We start from the raw sequence: 25,466 nt of genomic DNA on the forward strand, positions 1-25,466 counted from the left end.
CATCTATACTTGGTCCCGAACCGGCCGGCAAGTTGCCGGAATCGGAGCCAATACCGTGAATTCCGGCTCGCTGGGCAGATTCAATGCCGGGGCGTAACGAATCCCGGCCAGGTACAGCCCGCCCGGCGCGGCGGTCACCCCGCCCAGCTTGCGGTCCCGATGGGCCAGCACCTGCGCGGACCAGTCCACGGGTCGCTCGCCCGAGCCGATCGCGATCAGCACGCCGGCGATGTTCCTGACCATGTGATGCAGGAAGGCGTTGGCGCAGACGGTCAGTACCACCAGCTCGCCGTGCCGGGTCACCGAAATTTCGTGCAAGTTACGCATGGGCGTTCGCGACTGGCATTGAGCCGCGCGAAACGACGAGAAATCGTGCTCGCCCACCAGATGCTGGGCAGCCTCGTGCATGCGGTTCTCGTCCAGGGGCTCGCGAATCCACGCCACGCGCTCGGCGTTCAGGGCGGGCCGCGGCGTGCGGTTCAGAATGACATACCGATATCGCCGAGCGAGCGCGGAATAGCGCGCGTGGAAACCTTCCGGCACTTCGCGCGCCCAAAGCACGCTCACTTCTTTCGGCATATTGGAGACCGCGCCGAGCATCCATGAACGCTCGGTGCGCATGGCGGTGGTATCGAAGTGCACGACTTGCATGGCCGCGTGCACGCCCGCGTCGGTCCGCCCGGCCGCGACGGCCTCGACCTTGTGATCGGCGACGAGGGACAGGCCCTGTTCCACGACGGCCTGAATGCCGCGCGCGTGCTCCTGCGACTGCCAGCCGGCAAAGCCGCTACCGTCATATTCGAGGCCGAGAGCTATTCGGGGCATTCTTGGGATTGTGCCCGGTTCTTCCGTCAAGGGAGGCCGGGCGAACGCCCGGCCCCGGCGAGACTTCAGCGAATGGAGTCCATGAGCCGCTGCGCTTCCTGCTTCTGGCTCGGATTGCCCTCGCCCAGCACCTCATCGAGGATGCTGCGGGCGCCGTCCGGATCGCCCATGTCCATATAGGCGCGCGCCAGGTCGAGCTTGGTGCCGACTTCACTCATGGTGACCGGCTCGAGCTCGGAGAGCTCCATCTCGGTGGTCAGCGACTGGCGCTGAGTGGGCTCGTTGTCCTCGCTGGAGGACAGCGGATCGCCCACGTCCAGATCGATGCCGCCGCGAGTCACATCCTGGGTGGGCTCGCCGAACACGTCGCTGGAGAAGACGTCGTCCGCTTCGCGTGGCCGACGCACCGTGTCCGAGCTGACCTGCGCCGAGGACAGGTTGTCCAGGTCCAGATCGATGTCGGTCATGGCCAGCGGCTTGCCCATCGACGCCGTGGAGTCCACGTCCGGACGCGGATGCTCGGCCGTGTCGCCGGCGGCCGCCGCGAGGTCCACCTGATCGATATAGATCGTGCCGGTGCTCTCGATGTCGCCGTCGAAACGCGACACGCGCGGCGCTTCCATCGTGCGATCGAAGCTGCTGAGCGAAGGCGCCAGCTGCGTCATCTCGTCGTCGCGCAGCGGACGCATGTCGTCGCCGAGATCCTTCTCGATGGAAGTGGTGTCTTCCAGCGCCTCGCCCTGATCCAGCGCGTTCGCATCCAGGCCCAGGTCGTCGATGGACAACTCGGCGGTATCGCCGGTGCTGCCGGTCTTGAACGCCGCCGCGTCGATCTTCTCGCGCACCGTCTGCACACTGCGATCGATCATCGGCGATTCGATGGTCGGTGTTTCCTGCGTGCGGGCCAGCTGGTCCACTTCGCGGGTGCGCTGTTCCTGCGTGTCGTCGTCGTTCGGCTCATCGAGCAGGAAGTCCAGATCGCTGCTGACCTGCGTCGCATCGGTCGCGCTCGGTGCCCGGCGCTCGCCGCTGGCGAATTCCAGATCCAGCCCCTGACGATCCTGGCCGGGCTCGGCGAACAGATCGACGTCGACGCGGTTCTCGCCGCCTTCGAGATTCACGTCGACCAGGTCCACCGGACCGCCCTCGCCCTTGAACATCGTGTCGTCGGGGGCGATCTGCTTGCCCATGATGAGCACTTTGTCCCACTCGCCCGGCGCCGCGTCGTCACGCGTGTCGTAGAGATCGCGCGCGGTGTCCAGGAACAGATCCTTGTTGCCCCAGACGAAGTAGATCTCGAGCAGCTTGAGCTTCAGGTCGCGACGCGACGGCTCGCGATCGATGGCGATCTTCACCAGATCCGCGGCCTGGTCGTACAGACCATAGGCCATGTGGAAGTCGGCTTCGGCGAGCGCGTCCTGCTGATCGAAGCGCACCGCCGAGTCGCTGCTCATTGTGTCGTCGAGACCCCGGGCCGCAGGCGCGGCAGCGGCTGCAGCGGGCTCGAAGCCACGCACCGGCTCACGGCGCTTGGTGTCCGGCGCGTCGAAGTCCAGCGCTTCGTCCAGGTTGGTCTTCACCAGACCGGCGTCGTCTTCGCCCTCGACCAGGAACGCATCGGCGCGACCGCCCTTGCTGGACGGCGCCAGCGCGCGGGCCGGACGCTCCGAGGGCGGATCGAAGTCCATCGGCATGGACAGCGCATCGAGCGAGTCGTCTTCGGCTTCGCGACGGCGACGCAGGAACGCAAGACCGACCACGAGCAACAGGCCGAGCGCAACCAGCGCCCACCAGTAATCCTTGAGACGCTCGACCAGCGTCGGCTCGGGGACCGGAGCCGGCGTGGCACGGGGCGTCGGGGCTGGCTCTTCCGCAGCCGGCGTCACCGTCTCTTCACTCGCAACCGGCTCCTCGGCCTGCGACTGCGCGTCGTTGGGCAGGACCTCTTCAGTCGGGGCTTCTTCCACCGGCTGCGCGGGCGTCGGCTCGACGTTCTGCTGCGCCTGAGCCAGCGCAGGGTTCTCGACTTCGAGACGACGATCCGGTGCGCTCGGCGCGCCCGGCGACGTAGACGGCTGCTGCTGAGCCTGCTGCTCAGGAGCGGGCGCCGCGGTCGGCGGCGTGGGTGTTTCTTGCGGCGTGACCAGGCGCAGGCGATCGCTTTCCGGCGTGGTGTCGGCGACCACGCCGCCAGACCACTCGGCCGTCTGGCGTGCGACTTCCGCGCCCGCCTCGTCGGAAGGAATGGCTTCGATCACCGACAACTCAGGAATGCGCAGCACGCTGCCGGCGCGCAGTCGATTGATGTTGTTGCCGCTGAACGCCTGTGGATTGGCTCGGAACAACGCGATCATCGTCTGATTGTTCACGCGACGCGGACCGGGGTTCACGCCCGCGGCGATCTTCGACAATGTGTCATTGCGCTGAACGACGTACTCACTGCCCGGCGAGGCAATGATCTGATCCGTGGGCTCTTCGCGTTGAGCTTGCGACGGCGCAGGCGTCGGTTCAGGCGCCGGCGTGGTGGCGCGCGGCGGAGCGGGAGTCGGTTCGGGCGCAGGCGTCGTCGGACGACGCTCGATGCGGCCTTCCGCCGTTGTCGCGGACTGCGGAGTCGTGACGGGGGCCGCCGGCGCTTCGTTCTGCGACGGCATGAACACCGGCGGATCGAGCAGCACGGTGTATTCGCGCACCAGCCGACCACGCGCCCAGCTCGCCTCCACCAGCAACGTCACATACGGCTCGGTGACCGAACGGTTCGAGGTGACCTTGATGGTGGCCTTGCCGTCGCGGCCGCGGCTCACCGAGAAATCGAAATTGCTCAGGTACGCGGGACGATCGATGCCATAGCGGGAGAACACGTCGTTGCTGGCCAACGTGACCTTGAGGCTGCCCAGCTCCTCCGGGGTCGGCGAGAGCAGCTCGATTTCCGCGTCGAAGGGCTGATTCAGGGCGGAATTCAGGCGAATCTCCCCCAGACCCAGCGCATACAGCGACATAGGGGACAGCAGGGCGCCCGTCAGCAGCAGGCGCGGCAGGTGTCTTCTCATAGCTCTCCCGGTACGTGTCCCGAAGCATCCTTTGAAGTGATGTGGGGCTTATGCTTCCAAGGCGTTATGCAACGACCTTATGGAAAAGCGCCCGTGCTACAGGTGACCAGCGCTCCGCCGGTCATGAAGCCCTGAAAAGCTCATGTGCTTCATGACGTTAGGCGCGCAACTATAGCTCACAAATACTGTTTCACCAAAATCTCGGCGATTTGGACGCTATTTAACGCTGCTCCCTTGCGAACGTTATCGGACACAATCCACAAATTTAGACCCCGGTCGTGACTGATATCTTCCCTGATGCGTCCCACGAACACCGGATCGGTCCCAGCCGCCTCGGTCACGGGGGTGGGATACCCTCCCGGCTTGCGTTCGTCCATCAGCACCACCCCAGGGGCCTTGCTGAGCAATTCCCTGGCTTCACCTTCGGTGAGCTTGCGGCGGGTCTCGATGTGGACCGCCTCGGAGTGGCCGATGAACACGCCGACGCGCACCGCGGTGGCGTTCACTTTGATGTTCTTGTCTTCGAAGATCTTCTGGGTCTCCCAGAACATCTTCATTTCTTCCTTGGTGTAGCCGTTGTCCAGGAACACGTCGATCTGCGGCACGCAGTTGAAGGCGATCTGCTTGGCGATCACTTTCGGCGTGACCGAGCCGCCCTTGAGCAGGGTCTCGGTCTGCGACTGCAACTCGTCGATGGCCTTCTGGCCGCCGCCGGAGACGGACTGATAAGTCGCCACGTTGATGCGCTCGATGACCGCGGCGTCGTGCAACGGCTTCAGCGCCACCAGCATCTGCATGGTCGAGCAGTTCGGGTTGGCGATGATGTTGTGCTTCTTGTAACCGGCGATGGCGTGCGGATTGACCTCGGTCACCACCAGCGGGATGTCGTCCTGATAACGAAACTGCGAGGTGTTGTCGACCACCACGCAACCGGCCTGGCCGGCACGCACGGCGTGCACCTTGGAGACGCTGGCGCCGGCCGAGAACAGGCCGACCTGGGCCTTGCTGAAGTCGAATGTCTCGACATCCAGCACCGGCACGTCCTGACCTTTGAAGCGGATGGTTTTGCCGACGGATTTGGCGCTCGCCAGGGGGAACAGCTCGCCCACGGGGAAATCGCGCTGCTCCAGAATCGACAGCATGTTGCCGCCGACCAGACCAGTCGCACCCAAAACCGCCACATTCCACCGCTTGCTCATGACTCCAGACTCAGTTGCTCGCCACTGCACTCAATACATTCGGGCCGCGCACACTACCTCAATCGCTGCCCGGACGCAGCGGCTTGAGCGTGAATTTATTGGACACATCGGCATTCTGACCGCGCTGTCGAAGGTAATGGTCCATCAGCACCAGCGCCAGCATGGCCTCGGCGATCGGTGTGGCACGTAGTCCAACGCAGGGGTCGTGACGCCCGGTGGTGACCACCTCCACGGCGTTGCCATCCACATCCACGGTGCGCCCGGGGATGATGATGCTGGAGGTGGGCTTGAGCGCGATGCTCACCAGGATGTCCTGGCCCGAGGAAATGCCTCCCAAGACGCCGCCCGCGTGGTTCGTGACGAACCCCTCCGGCGTCATTTCGTCGCGGTGCTCGCTGCCTTTCTGGCTGACGCTCGCGAAGCCTGCCCCGATCTCTACGCCCTTCACGGCGTTGATGCTCATCATGGCGAACGCGATGTCGGCGTCGAGACGGTCGAACACCGGCTCGCCCAGTCCGGCCGGCACGCCGCTTGCGATCACATTGACGCGCGCACCCACGGAATCGCCTTCGCGACGCAGATTGATCATGTAGTTTTCGAGTTCTTCCAGGCGCGACGGATCGGGGCTGAAGAACGGGTTGTCGTACACGGTGTTCAGGGATTTCGGCTCGAGGACCAGCGGTCCCAGCTGCGCCAGATATCCCTGAATGCTCACGCCGAGGCGGGTACGCAGATATTTGCGAGCGATCGCGCCGGCCGCGACACGCATGACGGTTTCTCGCGCGGAGGAGCGGCCGCCGCCGCGATAGTCGCGAAATCCATATTTCTGCTGATAGGTGTAGTCGGCGTGGCCGGGCCGGAAGCGGTCTTTGATCTTGTCGTAGTCGCGCGAGCGCTGATCGGTGTTCTCGATCAGCAGGCCGATGGGCGTGCCGGTGGTGCGCCCCTCGAATACGCCCGACAGGATCTTCACCTGATCCGGCTCCTTGCGTTGACTGGTGTGGCGCGACGTGCCGGTGCGGCGCCGCTCGAGCTCCGGCTGAATGTCCGCCTCCGACAGCTCCAGCCCCGGCGGGCAGCCATCGACGATGCAGCCGAGCGCGGGCCCGTGGCTTTCGCCGAAGGTGGTGACGGTGAAGAGCTTGCCTAGGGTGTTGCCGGACATCGGATTAGAAGTGACTGCTGACTGGGGACTACTGACTGGTCAGAGGATTGTAACCACTACCGTCTGTGGAGCAGCTGTTCTCGGGTCAGGAGGAACACGCCGCCACCGCCGTGCTCGAATTCCAGCCACAAAAACGGCATGCGCGGCCGCGCTTCGACCAGCGCGTCCTCGGAGTTGCCGACTTCGACGACCAATATTCCGTGCGGCTGCAGATGCGCCGCGGCCTGATCAATGATCCGGTGCACGATGTCCAGACCGTCACGACCGCCGTGCAAGCCCATCACCGGCTCGCGCCGATATTCCTCCGGCAGGCCTGCAAGCTCCTCGTCGCCGACGTACGGCGGATTGGAAACGATGACGTCATAACGCTCGCCTTCGAGCGCGTTGAATACGTCGGATTGCACGGCTCGCACGCGCGCCTGAACGGAATGACGCTCGATGTTCATGCGCGTGACCGCGAGTGCGTCCGGGGAGAGATCGGCCGCGTCCACTTTGGCTTTGGGGAAAGCAAGCGCCGAGGCGATGGCGATGCAGCCGGAGCCCGTGCCGATATCGAGGATCCGCCGCACTTTGGCGGGATTGATCCAGGGTCGGAAGTGCGCGTGGATCAGCTCGGCAATGGGCGAGCGCGGCACCAGCACACGCTCGTCGACGTAGAACTCATGACCCGCAAACCACATGCGATGCGTGAGATAGGCGGCCGGCACGCGCTCATGAATGCGCCGTTCGATCAGTTCGAGCGCCTTGGCCCGCTGTTTGGGCGAAAGCACCTGGCCGTACACTTCCTCGGCGTCGTCGTGCCGGAGCCCGGCTGCAAAAAACACCAGTTCCGCCGCCTCGTCGACCGCGTTGTCGGTGCCGTGACCGAACCACAACTCGGCATGTGCGAAGCGTTCCGCAGCGAAACTGATCAGCTGTGCAACCGTTGCACCCTCCGGCGCGACCGAGGTACGGAGCTTGGGCGTGGATCTGGCGGATGACTTCCTGGGCGCGGATTTCTTGGCGGGCATGCGATACTTGGCGCCACGAGGAGACCAATGAGTCAAGCAAAATCGATAGGACTCGCGGCTGTGGTCGCTATTGTAGCGATAGCGGGTGGCATCCTGCTGGCGCGCGCGGTGCTGGATCGTTCCGAAGGGCCCACGCTGGCCAAAGCCACGCTGATCGATCCGGCGCGGCCGCTGCCGCCCATGGCGTTCGTCGATCAGGACGGCAAGCCATTCGGGGTCGAGCAGCTGCGCGATCGCTGGAGCATCCTGTTCTTCGGTTTCACCTTCTGCCCCGACATCTGCCCCACTACGCTCGCGCTGCTCGCGCAGGTGGAGAAGCAGCTCGCGGATCTGCCCCAGGAGCAGCGTCCGCATATCGTGCTGGTGTCGGTGGATCCCAAGCGCGATACGCCGGAGCGGCTGGCGCAGTACGTGAAGTCGTTCAGCCCCACCTTCACCGGCATCACTGGCGACGAAGCCGCCGTTCATGAATTCGCGTTGAAGATGGGCGTGCCGGTGGCGATCTCGCCGCTGCCGGGCGGCAACTACACCGTCGATCACTCCGCGGCGATTTTCGTGGTCGACCCGAGCGGCGCACTCAGAGCGTTGTCCTCGACCCCGCACCAGGTGCCCATCATCGCCGAAGACTATCGCAGCATTGTCGCCGCCTCTCCCCACTCCTGATCGGGTGACCGACCGCTCATGACCGACGTTCCTTCCGTCAGCACCGGCGACCGGCTGTTCGCGGCGCTTCAGCACGCCCTGCCCAAGCACCTGATGTCGCGCGGCATCTATGCCATCTCGCGCAGCGAGTCGCGGTTCGTGAAGAACACATTTCTGCGCATCTTCCTGAACCTGTTCGATATCAATATGGCCGAGGCGGTGCAGCCGAATCCATATGCCTATCGAACCTTCAACGAATTCTTCACGCGCGCACTCAAGCCCGGCGCACGGCCCGTCGCCATCGAGTCGGAGTTCGTGGTCAGCCCGGTGGACGGCACGGTGAGCCAGGTGGGCGATCTGCTGAACGAATCGCTCCTGCAGGCCAAGGGTCAGCACTACACATTGCAGGAACTGCTGGCGGGCGATGAAGAGTCCATCACCACCTACCGCAACGGCAGCTTCGCCTGCATTTATCTGGCGCCGTACAACTATCACCGCATCCACATGCCGTACGCGGGCGCCGCGTTCAAAAACATCTATGTGCCGGGCGATCTGTTCAGCGTGAACGCCTCCACAGCGCGAGCGGTGCCCCGCGTGTTTGCACGAAACGAACGTTTGATCTGTGAATTCACCACGCCGATCGGACGAGTCGCGGTCATCCTGGTCGGCGCGCTGCACGTCGGCAGCATCGAAACGGTGCATTGCGGGGAAGTGAATCCGCCGCCGCGGCGTCGCAAGCAGCCCGAGATCATTGCTCGAGGCGTGGGTCGCGAATTCAAAAAGGGCGAAGAGCTCGGCCGATTCAACATGGGCTCGACAGTGGTGTTGCTGTTTGAGCGCGGCCGCATCTCCTGGGACACCTCCGCCATGCACGCGAATGCGACCGTCCAGCTCGGCCGTCCGATCGCCCGAGTCCGCCAATGAGCGACGATTGGCGCCCGACGGCGGCGATTGCCACGCTCGAGGTCCGAGCGTCGATGCTTCGTGCTGCGCGGGAATATTTCACAGCCACTCGCGCGTTGGAGGTCGACACGCCGACGCTGAGCACGGCCGCCGTGACAGACGTCCATCTGTCGAGCGTCGCTGCGACGACCAACGGTCGCCGCGCGTTCCTGCACACCTCACCCGAATATGCGATGAAGCGGCTGCTCGCCGCCGGCTGTGGCGACATCTGGCAGATCTGCAAGGTGTATCGCGATGGCGAGAGCGGGCGTTTTCACAATCCCGAGTTCACCCTGATCGAATGGTACCGACTGGGCGTGGATCATCACGCGCTCATGTCGGATGTCGAGCGGCTGATCGGTGCGATGCTGCCGCCGTCGCGCTCGTTCGATCGCTCGGAGCGGCTCACTTATCGCGAGGCCGTGCAGTTGCATGCCGGCATCGATCCCTTCGACGATCCCATTCCCGTGTTGATCGCGCGACTGGAGAGTCAGGGCATCGAAGTGCCAGGAGACATCCGCGGCGAGCGCGACGCGTGCCTGGATCTGATCATGGGCATTCTGGTCGGCCCGCAGCTTGGCCACGATCGGCTCACGTTCATCTACGACTATCCAGCCTCGCAGGCGGCGCTGGCGCAGATTCGCGGCCCGGTCGCTTCGCGCTTCGAGGCGTACATGGATGGTTTGGAGCTGTGCAATGGCTTTCACGAGCTCGGCCATGCGGCCGAACAGCGCACGCGCTTCGAACGCGATCTGGAAGAACGCGCCAGGCGCGGCCTGCCGCCGATGCCCATCGATCAACGTTTCCTGGCCGCGCTCGAGCACGGACTGCCGGATTGCTCCGGCGTGGCGCTGGGCTTCGATCGTCTGGTGATGTGTGCAACCGGCGCCGAACATATCGACGCCGTGCTCGCCTTTCCGTTCGATCGCGCCTGATCCTCGTTATCGATCGACGAGCTTCATGAAAGGCTCCGAGTAGCGTGGGCCCGCCACTTCGCCCGGTGCGCCCATGGCATCGAGCTGCCTCATCTCTTCCGCGGTGAGCTCCAGTGATGCGGCGACCAAGTTTTCTTCGAGATACTTGCGTCGCTTCGTGCCGGGGATCGGCACGATGTCCTCGCCCTTCTGCAGCACCCACGCCAACGCCACTTGCGCTGCCGTCGCTCCGCGGCCTCTGGCGATCGCGGTGACTTCCTCGACCAGCCGCAGATTGCGATCGTAGTTCTCGCCCTGGAAGCGCGGATCGCGGCGTCGAAAGTCGCCTTCGATGGTGTTCTCCAGTCGCGGGGCCGATCCCGTCAGAAAGCCGCGGCCCAACGGACAGTAAGGCACCAGGCCGATGCCCAGCTCACGGATCAGCGGAATGATCTCGGGCTCGAGATTGCGCTCCCAAATGGAATATTCGCTCTGCAGCGCCGAGATCGGATGCACCGCGTGCGCGCGTCGGATGTTGCTCGCGCCCGCTTCGGACAGGCCGAGATAGCGCACCTTGCCCTGCTTCACCAGCTGCGCCATCGCGCCGACCGTGTCTTCGATCGGCACCGCCGGATCGACGCGATGCTGATAGAACAAATCGATGTAGTCGGTGCGCAGCCGCTTGAGAGATTCATCGGCTACCTTCAACACATTCTCGGGCCGGCTGTTGAGGGCGCCGAGGCGGTCCTGCGCCGTGAGATCGAAGCCGAACTTGGTGGCGATGATCACCTGCTCGCGCTTGCCTTTGACGGCTTTACCTAGCAGCTCTTCGTTGCTGTAGGGGCCGTACACTTCAGCGGTGTCGAAGAAATTCACGCCGAGCTCGATGGCGCGGTGAATGGTCGCGATGGACTCCGCATCGTCAGCCTCGCCGTAAACCGGCGTCATGCCCATGCAGCCCAAGCCGAGCGCGGACACCGTCAAACCCTGAGTACCCAATCTGCGTTGTTGCATGTCGTCCTCCTCATCAGCGGTGGGCATTGTGACTCACCGATGAACTCGGAGGCGATACACGAAGCCGCCCGATCCTTGCCTGAAAATGCGCTACTGAGTAGCGCAAGGCGAGCGTGTTATCTGAGGGCGCTCAGCTGCGCTTGTACAGCGAGCATTGCGGGATGCGTCGCTGGCATGATTTTCTGACGCAACGTCCTCGCTTCATCGAGCAGCGTCCGCGCACTCACGACATCGCCTGAGCTCAGTCGCAACTCGGCAAGTGTGCAGAGGGCCTCCGCGAGGCGCGCGGTCTCATCCTGTTGCCGCAGACTGGCGATCGCGTCCTGGAGATCGCGGCTCGCGGCCGCTGTCTCTCCCGTGGCCAGATTCAGACGCCCACGCTCCAGCTTCACCAGCACATGACGACGGTCGTTCGGATCGAAGCGCTCGCGTGCAATCGACTCAGCTTCAGTCAGGGCGATCCGAGCGTCCGCGAACTCACCTCGTGCACGCAGGGCGGCGGATCGTTCCAGCAGCGAGCTCACCAATTGCGGACTGCCCGGACCCAAGGCGTTGCGTTTGAGCGCAATCGCTCGGTCCGCGTGCTCGAGGGCATGCGTGAAATCACCTTCCTCGCGATACACGCCGGCCAGGTTGTGATGCGAGATTGCAAGATCCAGCTGATCCGGCTCGCGGCCCGACTCGTAGATGCGCAGGGCTTCCAGCAGCGCCTGCTCCGAGCCTTTGTAGTCGCCCTTCGCTCGCAACAGCGTCGCCAGATTGTTCTGCGCGCGGGCCACGAGGAAATGATTCTTGCCGAGGATCTCGATCTGTCGCGCGACGAAGCGACGGAACAACTCCTCCGCCTCGTCCAGTTTGAATTGCCGGCGCAGAATGTTCGCCAGAGTGTTCAGGCCGTTGGCATATAGATCGTGGCCTTCGTGGATGGCGCCTTCCAGCAGCGGCAACGCTTCGCGCGCATAGCGCTCGGCCTCCTCGTAGTTGCCGGATTCGCCGTAGGTGAACGCCAGCCCTTGCAGCACATTGCCCAACGTCGCCCGTTCCGACTCGGGCAATGAACGAGCGCCCGCCTCGGCTCGCATGTGATACCTGATCGCGTCCTCGAAGCGCTGTTGCGCTCGCAGGTTGCTGGCAATGGAATGCAGCAATCGCGCCCACTCGGCGTCGTACTCCAGGCCCAGTCGCATGCGGATCAGCTCGGCTTCGCCGAATGCATGCTCCGCCAGCGTGAACTTGGACATGGAGTGATGGATATGACCCAGCGCTTCCAAGGCACGCGCCAGCTCCACGTCGGTTTCGCCGAACTCGGTGCGCGCGAGGCTCACCTGCCGCTCCATCAGACCCAGCGCTTCGGGCATCAGGCCCAGACCGCTGTACGACTGGCCCATCTTGCGCAGCAGTGTCAGGCGCAGTCGCGGCTCGTTCACCAGATCCCGATCGATACGCGAGGCCGCAGCATCGAGCGCATCGCGCGCCGAGACTTCGGCGCCTCGCGTTTCGTTGGGATTCGCCCGGCGAAACACGTCGATCATGAATTCAGCCACCGTGTCGGCAGCCTTGCGCTGACGTTGCGCCATGTCACGCTCTTGCGAAAGACGGACGGTGTAGAACGCGATCACGGTGGTGATCATCAGCACGGACGCCGCCGCTCCCGCCACCGCCCACGCGTTGCGACGAACGAACTTCCGTGTGCGATAGGTCCAGGTATCCGGACGCGCCTGCACTGGACGGCCATCCAGATAGTTCTGAATATCAGCCGCGAGCGCCGCCACCGTTTCATAGCGCCGATTCGGCTCGCGATGCATGGCCTTGAGCACGATATTGTCGAGATCGCCCCGCAGCTCCGCCGCGAGCCCCCACCGCTGCGTCTCAACTGGAATTCTCGTGCTCGGCGGCGCAGGCGTAGTCAAACCGACGATGCGACTGATCTCGCTCAGCGACAGATTCGCAAACTCGAACGGCCGCTTGCCGCTCAGCAGCTCGTAGAGCAACACGCCGAGCGCGTACACATCCGAGGTGGTGCCCACCGGTTGACCGAGCAGCTGTTCAGGGCTGGCGTGATCGGGCGTCAACACGCGATCGATTTGCTGGGTCAACGAGCTGGTCACGCCGCCGTCGGGGCTCAACAGCTTGGCCACCCCAAAATCGAGCAGCTTCACCACGCCGTCCTCAGTCACCAGGATGTTCGAGGGTTTGAGGTCGCGATGAATCACCAGATTCTGGTGCGCGTACTGAACGCTCGCGCACACTTGCTGCATCAACCGAAGCTTGGCTTCGGTGCCGAGCCGTCGCAGCTTGCAGTAATGATCGATGCGCGTGCCGGCGATGTGCTCCATCACCAGATACGGCGTGCCGTCCTGCAATTGCCCGCCGTCGAGCAGACGCGCGATATTCTCGTGCGAGAGGCGCGCGAGGATCTGTCGTTCGGCGCGGAAGCGGCCGGCGAGATCGGTGACGGCGGGACACCACTCGACGATCTTCAACGCCACCGATTGCTGATACTCCTCATCGGCGCGCTCGGCGTAATACACCGAGCCCATGCCGCCGCGGCCGAGCAATCGGACGATGCGATAACGTCCAACGATCTCTCCCGGCGGCAGCTCGCGCCGGACCGTGGTGACGGGGTGATGGACGGTTGGGTCGAGCTCCGCGTCGGTGGCGGGCTCGGGGCGTGCTCCCGGCTCCATAGGATTCATCCCACTGATCGAATTTTGTTTGTCAGCGTACACGCGCGGCGGGCGGCGCTGGAAGCAGTAGCATCACAACAATGTAACGCTTTGCGCAGCGTTACAATGGCGCTCCAAAGTCTTGCGTTCGGAAGCCGCAACATGCACGAGAGTCACATCGACGCCACCCAACCCAAGCCCGTGCTTTATGCGCAACTGGTTCAGGAGCTGCAGGGCCTGATTGCGGGCGAGCCCGACTTCATCGCCAATCTCGCCAACAGCGCGGCGCTGATATATCACTCGCTGTCGGATTTGAACTGGGCGGGATTTTATTTGCTCAAGGACGGGGAGCTGGTGGTCGGACCCTTTCAGGGAAAACCCGCGTGTGTCCGAATAGCAATCGGCAAAGGCGTGTGCGGCGCCGCTGCCGCCCAGCGCACCACTCAGCTCGTGCGCAACGTTCACGAATTCGCCGGTCACATCGCATGCGACTCGGCGTCCAACTCGGAAATCGTGGTGCCGATGATTCGCAACGGCGAGCTGCTCGGCGTGCTCGACCTCGATAGCCCGAAGCTCGCGAGATTCGATGAGCAGGATCGGGAGGGTTTGGAGAAGTTCGTGGCGGCGCTGCTCGCCGCCACGTAATCGCTGACCGGACTGCTCAGCCCGTCGGGGCCTTGGCGCGAGCGATGTATTCGCCGGTGCGGGTGTCGACGCGAATGTACTCGCCTTCGTTGATGAACAACGGGACGCGCACCGATGCGCCGGTCTCGAGCTTGGCGGGCTTCGCGCCGCCGGTGGCGGTGTCACCTCGCAGGCCCGGATCGGTCTCGATGACCTTGAGCTCGACGTGCGCCGGCGGGGTCACGTTCAGCGGCTCGCCATTCCACAGCATGACCGTGCAAGTCATGCCGTCCTTCAACCAGATCGCGCCGTCGCCCAGCGCTTCCTTGCCGGCGGTGTACTGCTCGAAGGACTCCGGGTTCATGAAGGTCCAGAATTCGCCGTCGGTGTACAGATACTGCATTTCGGTCTCGACCACGTCGGCCGCCTCGGCCGTGTCGCCCGACTTGAAGGTGCGCTCGGTGACCTTGCCGTTCTTCAGATTGCGCACTTTGACGCGGTTGAACGCCTGGCCTTTGCCGGGCTTGACCATCTCGTTTTCGACGATGGAATAAGGGACGCCTTCAAGCAGGATCTTCACGCCCGACTTGAATTCATTGGTGGAATAACTGGCCATTTGGGCACCGCGGCTGAAAGTCTGCGAAAATGGACCGGCCCCGCGCTCCAGCGGGGTCCCCGGCAAAGGGCGCAGATGATAGCCGCAACCCTCCACGCAGACCAGTTGATCCCGCAGTTCGACGCCACTTCCCTCGATTCTCCGGCCCAAACCGTGCCGCACGAGCCCGGTTGGCAGCAATTGCTGGCCGATGCGGTGACCGATCCTCGGGAGCTGTGCACCCTGCTCGAGCTCGATCCTGACCTGGTGCTGCCCGCCATCGCGGCCGCCAAGGACTTCGCGTTGCGCGTGCCTCGCAGCTACGTCGCCCGCATGCGCAAGCGCGATCCGAACGATCCTTTGCTGCTGCAAGTGTTGCCGATCGCGGCGGAATTGCAGGTCACCGAAGGATTCGTGAGCGATCCGGTCGGCGACATGAACCGCCGGGCGGCCCAGGGCCTGCTGCACAAGTACCAGGGTCGGGCGCTGCTCGTGGCCACCGGCGCCTGCGCCGTACACTGCCGATACTGCTTTCGCCGGCATTTTCCCTATGCCGAGGAATCGGCCCTTCAACAGGGCTGGCAGCCAGCGCTCGAACACCTGCGCGCCGATCCGACCATCAGCGAAGTGATCCTGAGCGGCGGCGATCCCTGGAGCCTGAGCGATCGGCGGCTGAAACAGCTCACCGACGGGCTTCAGAGCATCCCTCACATCCGTCGCCTGCGGATCCACACCCGCTATCCCATCGTGCTGCCCGAGCGCGTCGACCTGGGCCTGCTCGAGTGGCTGCACGGAGTGCCCCTGCAAAAAGTGGTGGTGATCCATGCCAACCATGCGCGGGAGATCGATGAAGCGGTGCGCCAGGCCTGCCGGCGCCTGACGGGGGCCGGCGTCACTTTGCTGAATCAGGGCGTGCTGCTTGCGGGAATCAACGACAGCGTGGCGGCGCTGGTCGAATTAAGTGAAGCGTTATTCGAGACGCACGTCCTTCCTTATTACCTCCATGTATTGGACAAGGTGCAGGGCGCGGCGCACTTCGACCTGCCCGAAGCCCGGGCGCTCGAGCTGCATCGGGAGCTGACCGCGCGTCTGCCCGGGTACCTGGTGCCGAAGCTGGTCCGGGAAGTGGCGGGCGCCCCGTCCAAGACCGCCGTGGTGGGCGCCGTCGACTGACCCGCGCCGTATTCAAATGAGTTGTTCATCGAGCTTGTTGGAGCAGAACGTTGGCCGAATCTAGCGCCGTGCCGATGATTGTCCTGACCCGTCACCAGGACAACGTCGAGGCGATCAACAGCACCCTGCGCAACGCGGGCGTCGCCGTGCGTTGCAACTGGATCAAGGAACTCACCGATCTCGGCGAGGCCCTGCAACAGATCAACGCGCACATGCTGGTGGCGTTCGTCGGACCGGATCCGGCCGACATGATCAAAGTGATGACGGTCGTGAAGCAGTACGGCGCGGATGTGCCGGTGCTGTTCGCGCGCGATCAGGTCGATGAAGAGATCATGGCCAATGCCATGGCTCAAGGCGCGCGCGACGTGATCTCGTTGATGAACCCGAATCGTCTGCGCGCCGTCGTGGCTCGCGAGCTGGAGGCAAGTCGCCAGGCGCGAGCGCTCAACAGCACCATCAGCTCGGCGCATGAATATCGCGAACAGCTGAAATCTTTCATGGCCGGCTCCGCCGACGCCATCGCTCACGTGCAGGAAGGCATCATCGTCGACGCCAATCCGGCCTGGCTGGATCTGTATGGTTACTCCGATGCCGAGGCGCTGACCGGCACGCCGTTGATGGACGCGTTCGATCCCGAAGCGCATGCCGCGCTGAAGGGCGCGTTGGTGGCGTGTCTGCAGGGCAAGTGGTCGAATCACACGCTCAAGGCGAATGCGCTGCTGAACGACGGTTCGAGCGTGCTCCTGGAGATGGAGTTGTCGCGCGTCGAGTTTGACGGCGAACCGGCCGTGCGACTGTGTTTTGCGGCCCGCAAACGCAGCGAGCCCGGCAGCGATCTCAACGAGCAGCTCACCGAGGCGCTGGAACGCGACGCGAGCACGGGCGCTCTGCAGCGGCGCTTCTTCATCGAACATCTGAAACGAGCGCTGGCCCAGCCCATCAAGGCGGGCGTGCGTGAACTGGTGGCCGTTCAGCCCGACAAGCTCGAAGCGATCGCCGAGGACATCGGGCCGCTGGCCTTCGAAGATTTCATCGCGCAGTTTGCAGGCTTGATCGGCGAGACGCGCCAGCCCACCGACCTGTTCGGCCGCTTCGGCGACGGCACCCTGGTGCTGCTGATGGAACGCGGCACGGCTCGAGACATCGAGGTGTGGGCAACGAACCTGATCCGCAAGGTAGGCACGCAAGTGTTCCGGCTTGGGGAGAAACAAATCTCCTGTGCGTGCAGCGTCGGCGTCGGCCTGGTCGATCCGCGCTCGCCCGATCCAGGCAGCGCGCTCCTCGATGCGCTGTCGGCACGACGCGCGGCGGAAAACTCCGGCGGCGGGCGGGTGAACATCGTCGATCACCGCGACGAAGATACGAAACGGGAAGCGGCCGACGAGGTATGGGTGAAGCGCATCCGGGCGGCGCTGATGGAAAACCGGTTCCGCTTGATGCAACAGCCCGTGGCCAGTTTGCTGGGCGAAGACAAAGGCATGTTCGACGTGCTGGTGCGCATGGTCGACGAACAAGGCCAGGAGCTGTTGCCCGCGGAATTCATGTCGGCGGCGGAGCGCAACGATCTGATGAAAAACATCGATCGCTGGGTGATCGGAGCGTCCATGACCTTCATCGCCAGCCGACCGGTGAAACAATTGTTCGTGCGCTTGTCGAAAGATTCGGTGCGCGATAAATCACTGCTGACCTGGCTGGCCAATCAGCTCAAAGCCTCGCGCATCGAACCGAGCCGGCTCGCCTTCCAGATCAGCGAACAGATCGCCTCGGAATATCTCGCCGACACCACCGAGTTGGCGAACGGCTTGCGCAAGGCCGGCTTCCGCTTCGCGCTGGAGCACTTCGGCACGGGTCGCGACCCTCAACGTCTGATCGCACACCTGCCGATCGACTACGTCAAAGTAGACGGCACTCTGATGCAGGGTCTGGCGGTCGACCAGGCGCTGCAGGCTCGCGTTCGTGAGCTCGTCGATCAGGCCAAGGAACGAAACATTGCGACCATCGCCGAGCGCGTTGAAGACGCGAACACCATGGCGGTGCTGTGGCAGCTCGGCATCGAGTTCATTCAAGGTTACTTCGTGAATGAGCCCGAGCAGGTGGTGATGGGCTAACGGCTTTTCAAAAGCGCCTCGGTGGCTGTGCGAGCCACCGAGACTCCAAGTCTTCGCGTCAAGCCGGCTCGACGTCGAGCTTATCCACCTTCCGCCAGCCGCGAGGCAGAACAGCGCCGCGCTGAGCGCGCTCGCCTTTATATTCCTTCAGGTCGGCGAACTTGATGGTCATCTTGCGATCGCCGGAGCGAACCACCAGGTTCTGCGACGAAGTGATGACCGCGATCGCCGTCATGGTCTCATCGCCCTTGGAAGAGACGCCGAAGATCTTGTTGCCCTTGCCTTTGGGCAGTTCGGGCAGATCCTTGACCGGGAACACGAGCATCTTGCCTTCGCTGCTGGTCGCGCAGATCAAGGCATTCTCATCCGGCACCAGCGCCGGTGCGAGCGATTTGCTGCCTTCCGGCACCTTGAGAACCGCTTTGCCCGCTTTGTTACGCGAGTGCAGCTCGCCAATCGGCACGACGAAGCCGTAGCCTGCGTCTGAAGCCAGCACGCACTTCTCCGTCGGTTCACCGATCAGCACGCCAGAGAACGTCGCGCCTTCCGGCGGATCCAGGCGACCCGACAACGGCTCGCCGTTGCCGCGCGCGGACGGCAGCGAATGCGCGATCAAGGTGTAAGTGCGGCCGGTGCTGTCGAGGAACACGGCCTGTTGTGTGCTCTTGCCCTTCGCAGCCGCCAGGAAGCCGTCACCCGTCTTGTACGAAAGTGACGTGGGATCGATTTCATGACCCTTGGCGGCGCGCACCCAGCCGCGCTCGGACAGAACCACCGTCACCGGCTCGCTCGTCACCAGCTCGGTCTCGTCGATGGCGACCGCGGCCGCACGCTCGACGATCTTGGTGCGACGATCGTCGCCGAACTCCTTCGCATCCTTTTCCAGCTCGTCGCGCACCAGCTTGCGCAGCTTGGCCTTGCTGCCGAGCAGCTTGTCCAGCTTGTCCTGCTCCGACAGCAGTTCGTCCTGCTCGCCGCGGATCTTCATCTCTTCCAGCTTGGCGAGGTGACGCAGGCGCGTGTCGAGAATCGCGTCCGCCTGGATCTCGGTGATCTTGAAGCGCTTCATCAAGACCGGCTTGGGCTCGTCCTCACGACGGATGATGCGAATCACCTCGTCGAGATTCAGATAGGCGACCAGCAAGCCTTCCAGGATATGCAGGCGCGCCTTGACCTTCTCCAAGCGCCACTGCAAACGTCGCGTGACGGTATCGATGCGGTACTTGAGCCACTCCTCGAGCAGCTCCTTCAGCCCCATCACGCGCGGCCGGCCGTCGAGGCCGATGATGTTCAGATTGACGCGATAGGTGCGCTCCAGGTCCGTGGTCGCGAACAGGTGATTCATCACCTGCACCATGTCGACCCGGCTCGACTTCGGCACGATCACGATGCGCGTCGGATGCTCGTGGTCGGACTCGTCGCGGATGTCCTCGACCATCGGCAGCTTCTTGGCGTTGATCTGCGCAGCGATCTGCTCCTGGATCTTGCTGCCGGAGACCTGGTACGGCAGCTGAGTGATCACCACCTCGCCGTCTTCCAACTCGTACGTGGCGCGCGCACGGAACGTCCCGTTGCCGGTTTCGTAGATTTGTTTCAGATCGGCCTTGGGCGAAATGATCTCGGCGCCGGTCGGGAAGTCCGGGCCCTTCACGTCCTTCATCAACTCGCGCAGCGGCGTGTCCGGATCTTCGAGCAAACGAATGCACGCGTTCACGACTTCACGCAGGTTGTGCGGCGGAATGTCGGTCGCCATGCCGACCGCGATGCCGGTCGCGCCGTTCAGCAGGATGTTCGGCACGCGCGCCGGCAACAGCTTGGGCTCTTCCATCGTGCCGTCGAAGTTCGGGATCCACTCCACCGTGCCCTGCCCCAGCTCGGACAGCAGCAGTTCGGAATAGCGGGTCAGGCGCGCTTCGGTGTAACGATAGGCGGCGAACGACTTCGGGTCGTCCGAGGAGCCGAAGTTGCCCTGGCCGTCGACCAACGGATAACGATACGAGAACGGCTGCGCCATCAGCACCATGGCTTCGTAACAAGCCGAGTCGCCGTGCGGATGATATTTACCGATCACGTCGCCGATGGCGCGGGCCGCTTTCTTGTGTTTGGCGTTCTGCCACGAGCCCTGCTCGCTCATCACGTAGACGATGCGACGTTGCACCGGCTTCAAGCCGTCGCCGATGTGCGGCAGCGCGCGGTCGAGGATCACGTACATCGAATAATCGAGGTACGCCTTTTCGGTGAAGGTGCGCAGCGCCTGGCGCTCGACGCCTTCGAAGTTCAAAGGAGGTTGCGTGGGCATAGATAGCAGTCGTTAGCTGTTTGAGATTAGCGATCGGGCCGGAAGGGTTTGGATGACGGCTGCAGGCTCGGTATTCCGACCCACAGCCGATCTCCAGTCGCCACCCACTTCCTCAAGGAACGACTTCGGCCAGGTTGCCCTTGGCCTCGAGCCATTCGCGGCGATCGCTCGCGCGTTTCTTCGCCAGCAGCATGTCCATCGTCGAATCGGCTTCGTCTTTCGCATCGACGGTGAGTTGCACCAGCCGGCGGGTTTCCGGCGCCATGGTGGTCTCGCGCAATTGCAGAGCGCTCATCTCGCCCAGACCTTTGAAGCGCGTGACCGTCGGCTTGCCGCGGGGATGCTCGGCCGCGAGCCGATCGAGAATGCCCTGACGTTCGGCATCGTCGAGCGCGTAGTACACCTGCTTGCCCAGGTCGATGCGATACAGCGGCGGCATGGCGACATACACGTGGCCGGCCAGCACCAGCGGCCGGAAGTGACGCAGGAACAGCGCGCACAACAGCGTGGCGATGTGCTGACCGTCCGAATCGGCGTCCGCGAGAATGCAGATCTTGTGATAGCGCAGGCCGTCGAGCTTGTCCGAACCGGGATCCACACCGATCGCGATGGCGATGTGATGCACTTCCTGAGACGCCAGCACGTCGCTCGCATCGACTTCCCAGGTGTTCAGGATTTTGCCGCGCAAAGGCATCACCGCCTGGAATTCGCGATCGCGCGCCTGCTTGGCCGAGCCGCCGGCGGAATCGCCTTCGACCAGGAACAGTTCGCCGCGCTCGGGTTCCTGCGAAGAGCAGTCGGCCAGCTTGCCGGGCAAGGCCGGGCCGGAGACCACGCGCTTGCGAGCGACGGACTTGGAGGCCTTCAGGCGCGCCTGCGCGCCGGCGATGGCGAGCTGCGCGATCTTCTCGCCGGATTCGGGATGCTGGTTCAGCCAGTGACCGAACTGATCTTTGACGACGCCCGACACGAACGCCGCGGCTTCGCGCGACGACAGACGCTCCTTGGTCTGACCGGCGAACTGCGGCTCTTTCATCTTGGTCGAGAGCACGTAACTCACGCCGTCCCATACGTCTTCGGGCGCGAGCTTCAAGCCTTTCGGCAACAGGTTGCGGAATTCGCAGAACTCGCGGACCGCGTCGGTGAGGCCGATGCGCAGACCGTTCACGTGCGTGCCGCCCTGCGCGGTGGGAATCAGGTTGACGTAGCTTTCCTCGATGCGGCTGCCTTCATCGATGCGCCACGCGACCGCCCACTCGGCGGCCTCCTGCTCGCCTTCGATGCTGCCGCTGAACAGCTCCTGCGGCAGCCACTCGCCCTGGCCGAGCGATTCGAGCAGGTACTCGTTCACGCCGCCGGTGTACTGCCACTCTTCCTTCTCGCCGCCTTCGATCTCCAACGTGACGTGCAGGCCGGGGCACAACACGGCCTTGGCCTTGAGCACGTGCTTGAGCTTGGGCACCGAGAAGCTGGGGGTTTCGAAGTAGCTGGCGTCGGGCCAGAAGCGCACGCGCGTGCCGGTGTTGCGGCCGCCGACCTCGCCGATGGTCTTCAACTTCGAGGCGGCCTTTCCCCCGGCGAAACTGATGTGGTACTCCTTGCCGCCGCGCTTGATCCAGGTCTCCAGCTTCTTCGACAGCGCGTTCACCACCGACACGCCCACGCCGTGCAGGCCGCCGGAGAACTTGTAGTTCTTGTCGTTGAACTTACCGCCGGCGTGCAGCCGGGTGAGAATGAGCTCGACGCCGCTCACCTTCTCCTTCGGGTGGATGTCCACCGGCATGCCGCGACCGTCGTCGGCGACTTCCAGCGAGCCGTCCTTGTACACCTTCACGTCGATGCGCTTGGCGTGACCGGACAGCGCCTCGTCGACGGAGTTGTCGATGACTTCATGCGCGAGATGGTTGGGCCGGCTCGTGTCCGTGTACATGCCGGGGCGCCGGCGCACGGGGTCGAGACCGCTGAGAACTTCGATGTCGGAGGCGTTATACGATTGAGCCATCTGTAACGAGCTGATTTCGTTAGGGGCCGAGTTTGGGCGGCGCGGATGATAGCACGCGGTTTCTTCTGTACATCCAGCCAGCTGTTTTCGGCCCCGGACCGGTGGCTTCGACGGGCGCTGGCTTGGCGGGGGGCGCCCTCCGACACGGCGGCAGCCGCCGCGCGTGGCTCGCTCGCGCGTTAAGAAAATCTCAAGCCAGGTCCGCGGTCAAAGAAGCGCGCTGGGCCTCCGAGAGCTGAACTTCATAGTTATAGTTCGGATGCTCGATGCCCACCTGCAGCGTGCCGCCCGACTTCGCCCTGGCCACCATCTCGGCGCTCAGTTCGAAGCGAAGGAAATGCACCGAGGAAGTCTTCTCTTCGTTCTCACGCTCGAGGTCTTCGTCAGCAATCGCGAAAACCCGATCAGCATCGCCCACTTGAACCCAGCAGCGATCCTCGATCCCCTTGAGCGCAGCAAGCCTCTGCTTGCGCTCTTCAGGATCGGGGAACTCGATCAGAAAGGTCGCTTTCCAGTTCGAGCCGTCCGGAATGAGCGGGTTGTACGCATCCAGCTCGTCCTGAATGCCGGCCGCCTCGAAGATGCGCTCCACGCGCAGCATCTCCTGAACCTGGTATTGGATGGTGAGCCGATCCTCGAACGCCCACGTCGCATTCGGCCCGATGGCCACCGAGCGATGTCGCTTGTGCTCCAGCACCCGCGCGCGAAATTCCTTGCGGCCCGTCGAGTACTGTTCGAGGCTCATCAAATCGGCGCGGCTGAGCCGGCCGCGCTGTACAGGTTCAGATGCCATAAGCCCTCCGCAGCAAAGTGAGCGGATGCACCGGCGGCGTGGCCGCGCCCGCGTCGGCACCAGCGAGGCCGGATTCGATCTGGTGGCCGGCCATCGGACAGTCGCTGGTATAATAGTCGGCGCCCGCGTCGCTGACGCGGCGGATGACGGGCCTGCCGATCTTGATGGACACTTCACGGAATTCTTTCTTCACGCCGTATGTCCCGTTGTGCCCCGAGCAGCGCTCGATGGCGTCGACCTGTGTCTCCGGCACCAGCATCAAGATATCTCGCGTCTTCAAGCCGACGTTCTGCACGCGCGTGTGACACGGTACGTGATAGCTGATCTTGCCCAGCTTCTGCCGAAACTCCGTGCTCAGCAAACCGGCCTTGTAGCGCCCCCACAAATATTCGAACGGATCGAACATCGCATCGCGCACCCTGATGACCTGCGGATCCTCAGGAAACATCAGCGGCAGCTCCTGCTTGAACATCAACGTGCACGAAGGCACCGGCGTGACGATGTCCCAGCCCTCATCTACCCATTTCGCCAGTTCCGGAATGTTCTCGTTTTTCAGCCGCTCCACCGTTTCCAGATCGCCGATCTCGAGCTTTGGCATGCCACAGCAGCGCTCGCGCGCGGCGATGGTCACTGGGATGCCGTTGTGCTCGAACACCGCGGTGAGATCCTCCCCGAGCTGCGGCTCGTTGCGATTGCCGTAACAGGTAGCAAACAACACCACCTTGCCCCGCGTGTCGCCGGCCGGTTTGGCTTCAAGCGAGGGATGTTTCCTGGCGGCGTGCCGCTTGCGATAGGTTTTGCTGTGATATTCGGGGATCGGCGCCTTGGGATGCACGCCCAGCGCGCGATCCAACAGGTTGCGGCCGAAGTCGGTTTTGTTGATCGCATTGACCGCTTCGGCCACCACTGGAATGCCCGCGATGCTGCCGACCAGGTCGGTGGCGCTGAGCAGTTTGTCGCGCGTCGTGACGGGCTTGGCGCCTTCCGGCGCATGCTTGAATTTGAATGCCTTGGCTCGGAGCATCAAGTGCGGAAAGTCGACATTCCACGGATGCGGCGGCACGTACGGACATTTGCTCATGTAGCACATGTCGCACAGATAGCAGTTGTCGACGACTTCCCAGTAAACCTTCTTGTCGACGCCATCCACCTCGCCGGTGGCGGACTCGTCGACTGCATCGAACAGCGTGGGAAACGAATTGCACAGGCTGAAACATCGCCGGCAGCCGTGGCAGATGTCGAAGATGCGCTCCAGCTCTTTGAACAGCGACGCCTCGTTGCCGAACTCGGGATCTTTCCACGCGAGCGGATGGCGCGTCGGCGCCTCGAGACTGCCTTCGCGAGCGGCGACCGCCCTGCCGTCGGAGGTGATTTTTTGATCGGACACGCAGTTTCCTGGCCAATAGCTGGGACTCGAGGCAACCGCAAAGCCGCCGGCCGACAGAGAGCTCCCTGCCGGCCGGGATTGCGTTGATCGCGACAGGCGCCTTGACGCGCCTGAGGGCGCAGGCGATTACAGCGTGTCGAGCGCCTTCTGGAAGCGATTGGCGTGCGAGCGCTCGGCCTTGGCCAGCGTCTCGAACCAATCGGCGATTTCCTCGAAGCCTTCGTCGCGGGCCTGCTTGGCCATGCCCGGGTACATATCGGTGTACTCGTGCGTCTCACCGGCGATGGCCGCTTTCAAGTTGGCGCCGGTGGGGCCGATCGGCAGGCCCGTGGCCGGATCGCCTACAGCCTCGAGATACTCCAGATGACCATGCGCGTGGCCGGTCTCACCCTCGGCGGTGGAGCGGAACACGGCGGCGACGTCGTTGAAGCCTTCCACATCCGCCTTGGCTGCGAAGTAGAGATACCGACGATTCGCCTGGGATTCGCCTGCGAAGGCGTCCTTCAGATTTTTCTCAGTATTCGTACCTTTCAGATTCTTCATTGCAGCTCACCTCGATTGCCGGCGGGTAGGAAGTGGCGAAACTCAAGAACAAGGTGCGTTAGACGTAGTCTAATGGAGCAGAAATCTAGACCTGACGGCGCGTCCCGTCAATCTCGTGCAGGCCACTGCCCGGGTTCATTTATGAGCCGTTTCAGGGTGTGCATCAACTGTTGCTGATGGCCGATTCGCTATAAGCTTGCCGCGCCGCCAATGACCCCCATTTCACGTATCGTGACCAGCAAAACACCCACCGCCGACACCGCCACCGAGCCCACCGCCGATTTCGAACGCTCGCTGGCCGAGCTCGAAGCCATCGTCGACAAGCTCGAGCAGGGCGACCTGTCGCTGGACGACTCGCTGCGCCACTTCGAGCGCGGCGTGCAACTGACGCGCTCGTGTCAGAGCGCGCTCAAGCAGGCCGAGCAGAAAGTCGAGATCCTGCTCAAGCGCAGCGGCGCCGAGAACGACTTCACGGCCGCGCCTTTCGACGCCGACGCGAACGACGAGCGTTAACG

20 protein-coding genes are annotated in these 25,466 nt (G+C 63.6%); 7 read left to right on the forward strand and 13 right to left on the reverse strand.

All coding sequences use genetic code 11. The annotated features are described in order from the left end of the window. Nucleotides 1-3: 3 nt before the first annotated feature. The 5 genes from truA to prmB form a co-directional block, all read right to left on the reverse strand. Nucleotides 4-825, reverse strand: coding sequence for a tRNA pseudouridine(38-40) synthase TruA (gene truA, locus JM946_RS19925; protein ID WP_203169117.1), 822 nt, complete (start codon nucleotides 823-825; stop codon nucleotides 4-6). Nucleotides 826-890: 65 nt separating this feature from the next. After that, entirely contained in the window at nucleotides 891-3,875 is a 2,985-nt protein-coding gene (locus JM946_RS31330; RefSeq protein WP_203169118.1) for a FimV/HubP family polar landmark protein, read from the reverse strand. A gap of 176 nt (nucleotides 3,876-4,051) precedes the next feature. After that, complete coding sequence (locus tag JM946_RS19935; protein WP_203169119.1) at nucleotides 4,052-5,074, reverse strand: aspartate-semialdehyde dehydrogenase; 1,023 nt, start codon at nucleotides 5,072-5,074, stop codon at nucleotides 4,052-4,054. A gap of 58 nt (nucleotides 5,075-5,132) precedes the next feature. After that, complete coding sequence (gene aroC / locus JM946_RS19940; RefSeq protein ID WP_203169120.1) at nucleotides 5,133-6,239, reverse strand: chorismate synthase; 1,107 nt, start codon at nucleotides 6,237-6,239, stop codon at nucleotides 5,133-5,135. A gap of 56 nt (nucleotides 6,240-6,295) precedes the next feature. Further along, complete coding sequence (prmB, locus tag JM946_RS19945) at nucleotides 6,296-7,249, reverse strand: 50S ribosomal protein L3 N(5)-glutamine methyltransferase (RefSeq protein ID WP_203169237.1); 954 nt, start codon at nucleotides 7,247-7,249, stop codon at nucleotides 6,296-6,298. A gap of 27 nt (nucleotides 7,250-7,276) precedes the next feature. Between prmB and JM946_RS19950 the strand changes: the two genes are divergently transcribed. The 3 genes from JM946_RS19950 to epmA are packed head-to-tail and all read left to right on the forward strand — an operon-like array spanning nucleotide 7,277 to nucleotide 9,768. Further along, nucleotides 7,277-7,912: an SCO family protein gene (locus JM946_RS19950; protein ID WP_203169121.1), complete on the forward strand. Its 636-nt coding sequence runs from the start codon at nucleotides 7,277-7,279 to the stop codon at nucleotides 7,910-7,912. An 18-nt stretch (nucleotides 7,913-7,930) separates the two neighbouring features. Beyond that, on the forward strand, nucleotides 7,931-8,815 hold the full coding sequence (gene asd / locus JM946_RS19955; protein ID WP_203169122.1) for an archaetidylserine decarboxylase: 885 nt from the start codon (nucleotides 7,931-7,933) through the stop codon (nucleotides 8,813-8,815). Continuing rightward, on the forward strand, nucleotides 8,812-9,768 hold the full coding sequence (gene epmA / locus JM946_RS19960; protein ID WP_203169123.1) for an EF-P lysine aminoacylase EpmA: 957 nt from the start codon (nucleotides 8,812-8,814) through the stop codon (nucleotides 9,766-9,768). The genes asd and epmA overlap by 4 nt, the downstream gene beginning before the upstream one ends. 6 nt (nucleotides 9,769-9,774) lie before the next feature. Here the strand turns inward: epmA and JM946_RS19965 are convergent, their stop codons facing one another. Both JM946_RS19965 and JM946_RS19970 read right to left on the reverse strand, forming a co-directional pair. After that, complete coding sequence (locus JM946_RS19965; RefSeq protein ID WP_230979830.1) at nucleotides 9,775-10,761, reverse strand: aldo/keto reductase; 987 nt, start codon at nucleotides 10,759-10,761, stop codon at nucleotides 9,775-9,777. 116 nt (nucleotides 10,762-10,877) lie between these two features. Beyond that, complete coding sequence (locus tag JM946_RS19970) at nucleotides 10,878-13,448, reverse strand: serine/threonine-protein kinase (protein ID WP_218043003.1); 2,571 nt, start codon at nucleotides 13,446-13,448, stop codon at nucleotides 10,878-10,880. Nucleotides 13,449-13,589: 141 nt separating this feature from the next. Here JM946_RS19970 and JM946_RS19975 point away from each other — a divergent pair, with 141 nt between their 5' ends. Beyond that, a complete protein-coding gene (locus JM946_RS19975) occupies nucleotides 13,590-14,072 on the forward strand; it encodes a GAF domain-containing protein (RefSeq protein WP_203169125.1) in 483 nt (160 codons plus the stop codon). A gap of 16 nt (nucleotides 14,073-14,088) precedes the next feature. Here the strand turns inward: JM946_RS19975 and efp are convergent, their stop codons facing one another. After that, entirely contained in the window at nucleotides 14,089-14,667 is a 579-nt protein-coding gene (gene efp, locus JM946_RS19980; RefSeq protein ID WP_203169126.1) for an elongation factor P, read from the reverse strand. Nucleotides 14,668-14,742: 75 nt separating this feature from the next. Here efp and epmB point away from each other — a divergent pair, with 75 nt between their 5' ends. Both epmB and JM946_RS19990 read left to right on the forward strand, forming a co-directional pair. Next, nucleotides 14,743-15,819 (forward strand): EF-P beta-lysylation protein EpmB, encoded by a 1,077-nt coding sequence (epmB, locus tag JM946_RS19985; RefSeq protein WP_203169127.1) that lies wholly within the window; start codon nucleotides 14,743-14,745, stop codon nucleotides 15,817-15,819. Between the two features lie 50 nt (nucleotides 15,820-15,869). Further along, on the forward strand, nucleotides 15,870-17,927 hold the full coding sequence (locus tag JM946_RS19990; protein WP_203169128.1) for an EAL domain-containing response regulator: 2,058 nt from the start codon (nucleotides 15,870-15,872) through the stop codon (nucleotides 17,925-17,927). Between the two features lie 58 nt (nucleotides 17,928-17,985). On the opposite strand, the gene parC is transcribed toward JM946_RS19990, so the two are convergent. The 5 genes from parC to JM946_RS20015 form a co-directional block, all read right to left on the reverse strand. Then, nucleotides 17,986-20,226, reverse strand: coding sequence for a DNA topoisomerase IV subunit A (gene parC / locus JM946_RS19995; RefSeq protein WP_203169129.1), 2,241 nt, complete (start codon nucleotides 20,224-20,226; stop codon nucleotides 17,986-17,988). Nucleotides 20,227-20,338: 112 nt separating this feature from the next. Further along, the gene (gene parE, locus JM946_RS20000; protein WP_203169130.1) at nucleotides 20,339-22,228 is read right to left on the reverse strand and encodes a DNA topoisomerase IV subunit B; all 1,890 of its coding nucleotides are present in this window, start codon (nucleotides 22,226-22,228) and stop codon (nucleotides 20,339-20,341) included. Nucleotides 22,229-22,418: 190 nt separating this feature from the next. Then, on the reverse strand, nucleotides 22,419-23,021 hold the full coding sequence (locus JM946_RS20005) for a DUF3501 family protein (protein ID WP_203169131.1): 603 nt from the start codon (nucleotides 23,019-23,021) through the stop codon (nucleotides 22,419-22,421). After that, the gene (locus tag JM946_RS20010) at nucleotides 23,011-24,408 is read right to left on the reverse strand and encodes a heterodisulfide reductase-related iron-sulfur binding cluster (RefSeq protein WP_203169132.1); all 1,398 of its coding nucleotides are present in this window, start codon (nucleotides 24,406-24,408) and stop codon (nucleotides 23,011-23,013) included. Before JM946_RS20010 ends, JM946_RS20005 begins: the two co-directional genes overlap by 11 nt. Before the next feature lie 126 nt (nucleotides 24,409-24,534). After that, entirely contained in the window at nucleotides 24,535-24,951 is a 417-nt protein-coding gene (locus JM946_RS20015) for a rubrerythrin family protein (protein WP_203169133.1), read from the reverse strand. 210 nt (nucleotides 24,952-25,161) lie between these two features. On the opposite strand from JM946_RS20015, the gene JM946_RS20020 reads away from it, so the two are divergent. Continuing rightward, complete coding sequence (locus tag JM946_RS20020; protein ID WP_203169134.1) at nucleotides 25,162-25,464, forward strand: exodeoxyribonuclease VII small subunit; 303 nt, start codon at nucleotides 25,162-25,164, stop codon at nucleotides 25,462-25,464. Nucleotides 25,465-25,466 lie beyond the last annotated feature (2 nt).

It is taken from the genome of Steroidobacter gossypii (genome assembly GCF_016801985.1).
In the GTDB taxonomy this organism is placed as follows: Bacteria; Pseudomonadota; Gammaproteobacteria; order Steroidobacterales; family Steroidobacteraceae; genus Steroidobacter; species Steroidobacter gossypii.

Bases quoted from the DNA above. Each gene is read 5' to 3' on its own strand.
- asd (WP_203169122.1), top strand. From the start codon at position 7,931: ATGACCGACGTTCCTTCCGTCAGCACCGGCGACCGGCTGTTCGCGGCG.
- JM946_RS20015 (WP_203169133.1), bottom strand. From the start codon at position 24,951: ATGAAGAATCTGAAAGGTACGAATACTGAGAAAAATCTGAAGGACGCC.
- epmB (WP_203169127.1), top strand. From the start codon at position 14,743: ATGATAGCCGCAACCCTCCACGCAGACCAGTTGATCCCGCAGTTCGAC.
- parE (WP_203169130.1), bottom strand. From the start codon at position 22,228: ATGGCTCAATCGTATAACGCCTCCGACATCGAAGTTCTCAGCGGTCTC.
- truA (WP_203169117.1), bottom strand. From the start codon at position 825: ATGCCCCGAATAGCTCTCGGCCTCGAATATGACGGTAGCGGCTTTGCC.
- prmB (WP_203169237.1), bottom strand. From the start codon at position 7,249: ATGCCCGCCAAGAAATCCGCGCCCAGGAAGTCATCCGCCAGATCCACG.
- JM946_RS19935 (WP_203169119.1), bottom strand. From the start codon at position 5,074: ATGAGCAAGCGGTGGAATGTGGCGGTTTTGGGTGCGACTGGTCTGGTC.
- JM946_RS19975 (WP_203169125.1), top strand. From the start codon at position 13,590: ATGCACGAGAGTCACATCGACGCCACCCAACCCAAGCCCGTGCTTTAT.
- efp (WP_203169126.1), bottom strand. From the start codon at position 14,667: ATGGCCAGTTATTCCACCAATGAATTCAAGTCGGGCGTGAAGATCCTG.
- parC (WP_203169129.1), bottom strand. From the start codon at position 20,226: ATGCCCACGCAACCTCCTTTGAACTTCGAAGGCGTCGAGCGCCAGGCG.
- JM946_RS19965 (WP_230979830.1), bottom strand. From the start codon at position 10,761: ATGCAACAACGCAGATTGGGTACTCAGGGTTTGACGGTGTCCGCGCTC.
- JM946_RS20020 (WP_203169134.1), top strand. From the start codon at position 25,162: ATGACCCCCATTTCACGTATCGTGACCAGCAAAACACCCACCGCCGAC.
- JM946_RS31330 (WP_203169118.1), bottom strand. From the start codon at position 3,875: ATGAGAAGACACCTGCCGCGCCTGCTGCTGACGGGCGCCCTGCTGTCC.
- JM946_RS19950 (WP_203169121.1), top strand. From the start codon at position 7,277: ATGAGTCAAGCAAAATCGATAGGACTCGCGGCTGTGGTCGCTATTGTA.
- epmA (WP_203169123.1), top strand. From the start codon at position 8,812: ATGAGCGACGATTGGCGCCCGACGGCGGCGATTGCCACGCTCGAGGTC.
- JM946_RS20005 (WP_203169131.1), bottom strand. From the start codon at position 23,021: ATGGCATCTGAACCTGTACAGCGCGGCCGGCTCAGCCGCGCCGATTTG.
- aroC (WP_203169120.1), bottom strand. From the start codon at position 6,239: ATGTCCGGCAACACCCTAGGCAAGCTCTTCACCGTCACCACCTTCGGC.
- JM946_RS19970 (WP_218043003.1), bottom strand. From the start codon at position 13,448: ATGGAGCCGGGAGCACGCCCCGAGCCCGCCACCGACGCGGAGCTCGAC.